Here is a 4,252-nt window from a genome sequence, read left to right as displayed (position 1 = left end):
CCGCACGACCTGCTCGCCGAGACCGTGGCGCAGATCCGCCCGCTGGACGCCAAGGCGCTCGGCGAGGCGTGGGAGCGCCAGAAGCGTATGACCAAGCCGGCCGGTGCGCTGGGCATGCTGGAGATCATCTCCGCGCAGCTGTCCGGCCTGTCCCGCCAGTGCCCGCCGCCCATCCCCGAGCCCGCCGCCGTCGCGATCTTCGCCGGTGACCACGGCGTGCACGCGCAGGGGGTCACCCCCTGGCCGCAGGAGGTCACGGCCCAGATGGTGGCCAACTTCCTCGGCGGCGGCGCCGTCTGCAACGCCTTCGCCACCCAGGTGGGCGCCGAGGTCTGCATCGTCGACGTGGGTGTCGCCGCCGACCTCCCGGCCACCCCCGGCCTGCTGCCCCGCAAGATCCGGGCCGGCACGTCCGACATGACCACCGGCCCCGCGATGACCCGCGAGGAGGCCAGGCAGGCCATCGAGGTCGGCATCGAGACGGCCCGCGATCTGGTCGCCGCCGGCAACAAGGCCCTGCTCACCGGGGAGATGGGCATCGCGAACACGACCGCGTCCGCCGCCCTGATCTCCGTCTTCACCGGTGCGGACCCGGCCGAGGTGACGGGCCGGGGCACCGGCATCAACGACGAGACCCTCACCCGCAAGACCGAGGTCGTCCGCCGCGCCCTCGAACTCCACCAGCCGGACCCGGCCGACCCGGTCGGCGTGCTCGCCGCGATCGGCGGCTTCGAACACGCCGCCATCGTCGGCCTCCTCCTCGGCGGCGCGTCCCTGCGCACGCCGGTGATCCTGGACGGCGTCAGCGCCGGCGCCGCCGCCCTGGTGGCCCGCGCCATCGCCCCGGAGGTCCTGGCGGCCTGCATCGCCGGCCACCGCAGTGCCGAGCCCGGCCATGTGGCCGCCCTGAACAAGCTCGGCCTGCGCCCCCTGGTCGACCTCGACCTCCGCCTCGGCGAGGGCACGGGCGCCCTCCTGGCCCTCCCCCTGGTCCAGAGCACGGCCAGAGCGATGCACGAGGTGGCGACGTTCGACTCGGCAGGAGTGACGGAGAAGTAGGGGACGGGCGCGCAGCGGGGCAGCGCCCCCCGGGCCCTTGTCCGACGTGGCGTGGTGGTGGGCAGTCGTTCCGCTGGGGCGGAACGGGTGGGCACCACCACCCACTGCCCGCGCCGGCCCACGACGCCCAGCCACCGGACACCTGTGCCCCCACCACGACCCGCACCTTAAAATCCGCACGTCAGGGCATCGAACCCGCCGCAACAGGAGCCGCACCCCATGGCCGAACACCCCGCCTACCCCGTAGGCCTCCGCCTCACCGGCCGCCGCGTGGTCGTCCTCGGCGGCGGCCAGGTCGCCCAGCGCCGCCTCCCGGCCCTGATCGCTGCGGGCGCGGCCGTCCACCTGGTGTCCCCCGAGGTCACCGCCTCCGTGGAAGCCATGGCGGACGCCGGCGAGATCACCTGGCACCGGCGCCCCTACGAGGAGGGCGACCTCGCCGACGCCTGGTACGCCCTGATCGCCACCGGCGACACGGAAGCGAACGCAAGGGCCTCCGCCGAGGCGGAACGCCGCCGGGTCTGGTGCGTCCGCTCCGACGACGCCGACGAGGCGACGGCCTGGACCCCGGCCACCGGCCACAGCGAGGGCGTCACGGTCGCCGTCCTGACCACGGACGCCCGGGGCCGCGACCCCCGCCACACCGCCGCCATCCGCGACGCGGTCGTCGAGGGCCTGCGCGACGGCACGCTCGTCGCCCCGCACCACCGCACCCGCACACCCGGAGTCGCCCTGGTCGGCGGCGGCCCCGGCGACCCGGACCTGATCACCGTGCGCGGCCGGCGCCTGCTCGCCGAGGCGGACGTCGTCATCGCGGACCGCCTCGGCCCCCGCGACCTCCTCGCCGAACTCCCGCCCCACGTCGAGGTGATCGACGCCGCGAAGATCCCTTACGGTCGCTTCATGGCCCAGGAGGCCATCAACAACGCGCTGATCGAGCACGCGAAGCAGGGCAAGTCGGTGGTCCGCCTGAAGGGTGGCGACCCGTACGTCTTCGGCCGCGGCATGGAGGAACTCCAGGCGCTCGCCGAGGTCGGCATCCCCTGCACGGTCGTCCCCGGGATCTCCAGCTCGATCTCGGTCCCGAGCGCGGCCGGTATCCCGGTCACCCACCGCGGCGTCGCCCATGAGTTCACCGTGGTCAGCGGCCATGTCGCGCCGGACGACGAGCGCTCCCTGGTCGACTGGCCGTCGCTGGCCAGACTGACGGGCACGCTGGTGATCCTCATGGGCGTCGACAAGATCGGCAAGATCGCGGAGACGCTCGTCGCGCACGGAAAGCCGGCCGACACCCCCGTCGCCCTCGTCCAGGAGGGCACGACGGCGGCTCAGCGCCGGGTCGACGCCACCCTCGCGACGGTCGCGGAGACGGTCCGCACCGAGGACGTGAAGCCCCCCGCGGTCATCGTCATCGGCGAGGTCGTGAAGGTCGGCCCGACGGCCGCCGCGCCCCGCGAGTAACCCGGGGTAACCCAACCGTCCCAAGCCGTTGGCACCGCACCCAGGACAAGGCAGTATCACCCTGTGGCCGATCTCATCACCGTCGAGGATCCCGACGACCCGCGCCTGCGCGACTACACCGGCCTGACCGACGTGGAGTTGCGCCGCAAGCGCGAACCCGCCGAGGGCCTCTTCATCGCGGAGGGCGAGAAGGTCATCAGAAGGGCCAAGGAAGCGGGCTACGAGATGCGGTCCATGCTGCTCTCGGCCAAGTGGGTCGACGTCATGCGCGACGTCATCGACGAGCTCCCCGCCCCGGTCTACGCGGTCAGCCCGGAGCTCGCCGAGCAGGTCACCGGCTACCACGTGCACCGTGGCGCGCTCGCCTCCATGCAGCGCAAGCCCCTGCCCACGGCCGCCGACCTCCTCCAGACCGCCCGCCGCGTCGTGATCATGGAGTCGGTCAACGACCACACCAACATGGGCGCGATCTTCCGCTCCGCCGCCGCCCTGGGCATGGACGCGGTCCTGCTCTCCCCGGACTGCGCCGACCCGCTCTACCGCCGCAGCGTGAAGGTCTCCATGGGCGCGGTCTTCTCCGTGCCGTACGCGCGTCTGGACACCTGGCCCAAGGGCCTGGAGTCGGTCCGCGAGGCAGGCTTCACGCTGCTCGCCCTCACCCCGGACGAGAAGGCCCGGTCCCTCGACGAGGCCGCCCCGCACACCATGGACCGTGTCGCCCTCATGCTCGGCGCCGAGGGCGACGGCCTGTCCACCCAGGCCCTGGTCGCCGCCGACGAGTGGGTCCGCATTCCCATGTCCCACGGCGTCGACTCCCTCAACGTGGGCGCGGCGGCGGCCGTCGCCTTCTACGCCGTAGCCACCGGCCGCCCGCAGTCCTAGGTTCCGGGGGCCGTCCATGGAACAGCGCCAGGCGATCGTCGCCGTACTGCGGCGCGGGGACCGCGTCCTCGCGATCCGGCGCGGCCCGGGGGTCGCCCGTCCCGGTTACTGGCAGCCGCTGAGCGGCAAACTGGAACCGGGCGAGACCCAGGAGCAGGCGGTCGTCCGGGAGGTCCGCGAGGAGGTCGGCCTCACCGTCGTGCCGCTGGCGAAGGTGTGGGAGTCGGAGACCGACGACCGCCTCTTCCGCCTCCACTGGTGGACCGCCCGCGCGGACACGGGGCAGGTCGTCCCCGACCCCGGCGAGGTCGCCGAGATCCGCTGGGTCACGCCGCGGGAGTTCCTCGCCCTCGACCCGGTGTTCGACGGTGACCGCGAGTTCTTCGAGCGGATCCTGCCGGAGCTGTGACGGCGGACCTCGAGTGATCCAGCCCTACGGTGGGAATGCCTGCGGTTCGTAGCCCCGCTGGACATGCTCCTGCCGGGCCCCGCCCCCGTCGCCGCCGAGTCCCCGCGCCGAGCCCTGGCAGCCCTGCACCAGGGCGATGCCGACCGCCACCAGCAGCGTGACCACGACGAACACGAACAGCCGCTGCCGCAGCAGCCGGGGATTCGCGGGCCGCAGCCCGGTCCCCGTGTTCCTGGACGCCGGACGCCCGGTACCGCTGTGGGGCGCGGGGCGGTTGCCGCTGCCCGACCGCGTCCCGTTGCGCCCGGTGGGCGTCGGCCGTGCTCCGGACCGCGACGGGGCGCCGCCGCGCGAGGCGCCGGAGCCGCGCATCGGAGTCCTGCCGCGGTTCCCGCCACCCGTCGACCGGTTCCCGCCGCCCGCCGGCCGGGCTCCGCCCCG

General features: G+C 74.0%; 4 protein-coding genes and 1 pseudogene. 4 read left to right on the top strand and 1 reads right to left on the bottom strand.

Going from position 1 to position 4,252, the window contains the following annotated elements; genetic code table 11:
• From cobT to CCL05_RS37800, 4 genes are all read left to right on the top strand, one after another.
• Nucleotides 1–1,059: nicotinate-nucleotide--dimethylbenzimidazole phosphoribosyltransferase (cobT, locus tag CCL05_RS37815; protein ID WP_086565155.1), on the top strand; the 1,059-nt coding region annotated here is incomplete at its 5' end.
• Between the two features lie 219 nt (nt 1,060–1,278).
• The gene (cobA, locus tag CCL05_RS37810) at nt 1,279–2,520 is read left to right on the top strand and encodes a uroporphyrinogen-III C-methyltransferase (RefSeq protein WP_086565154.1); all 1,242 of its coding nucleotides are present in this window, start codon (nt 1,279–1,281) and stop codon (nt 2,518–2,520) included.
• A gap of 63 nt (nt 2,521–2,583) precedes the next feature.
• On the top strand, nt 2,584–3,402 hold the full coding sequence (locus tag CCL05_RS37805) for a TrmH family RNA methyltransferase (RefSeq protein ID WP_086565153.1): 819 nt from the start codon (nt 2,584–2,586) through the stop codon (nt 3,400–3,402).
• A gap of 16 nt (nt 3,403–3,418) precedes the next feature.
• Nucleotides 3,419–3,811 (top strand): NUDIX domain-containing protein, encoded by a 393-nt coding sequence (locus tag CCL05_RS37800; RefSeq protein WP_086565152.1) that lies wholly within the window; start codon nt 3,419–3,421, stop codon nt 3,809–3,811.
• Nucleotides 3,812–3,835: 24 nt separating this feature from the next.
• Here CCL05_RS37800 and CCL05_RS37795 read toward each other — a convergent pair.
• A pseudogene (locus tag CCL05_RS37795) lies at nt 3,836–4,252 on the bottom strand (serine/threonine protein kinase); the annotation flags it as partial.

Source organism: Streptomyces africanus, assembly GCF_002150735.1.
In the GTDB taxonomy this organism is placed as follows: domain Bacteria; phylum Actinomycetota; class Actinomycetes; order Streptomycetales; family Streptomycetaceae; genus Streptomyces; species Streptomyces africanus.
This window is presented reverse-complemented; position numbering and strand designations above follow the sequence as displayed.

Bases quoted from the DNA above. Each gene is read 5' to 3' on its own strand.
- cobA (WP_086565154.1), top strand. From the start codon at position 1,279: ATGGCCGAACACCCCGCCTACCCCGTAGGCCTCCGCCTCACCGGCCGC.
- CCL05_RS37800 (WP_086565152.1), top strand. From the start codon at position 3,419: ATGGAACAGCGCCAGGCGATCGTCGCCGTACTGCGGCGCGGGGACCGC.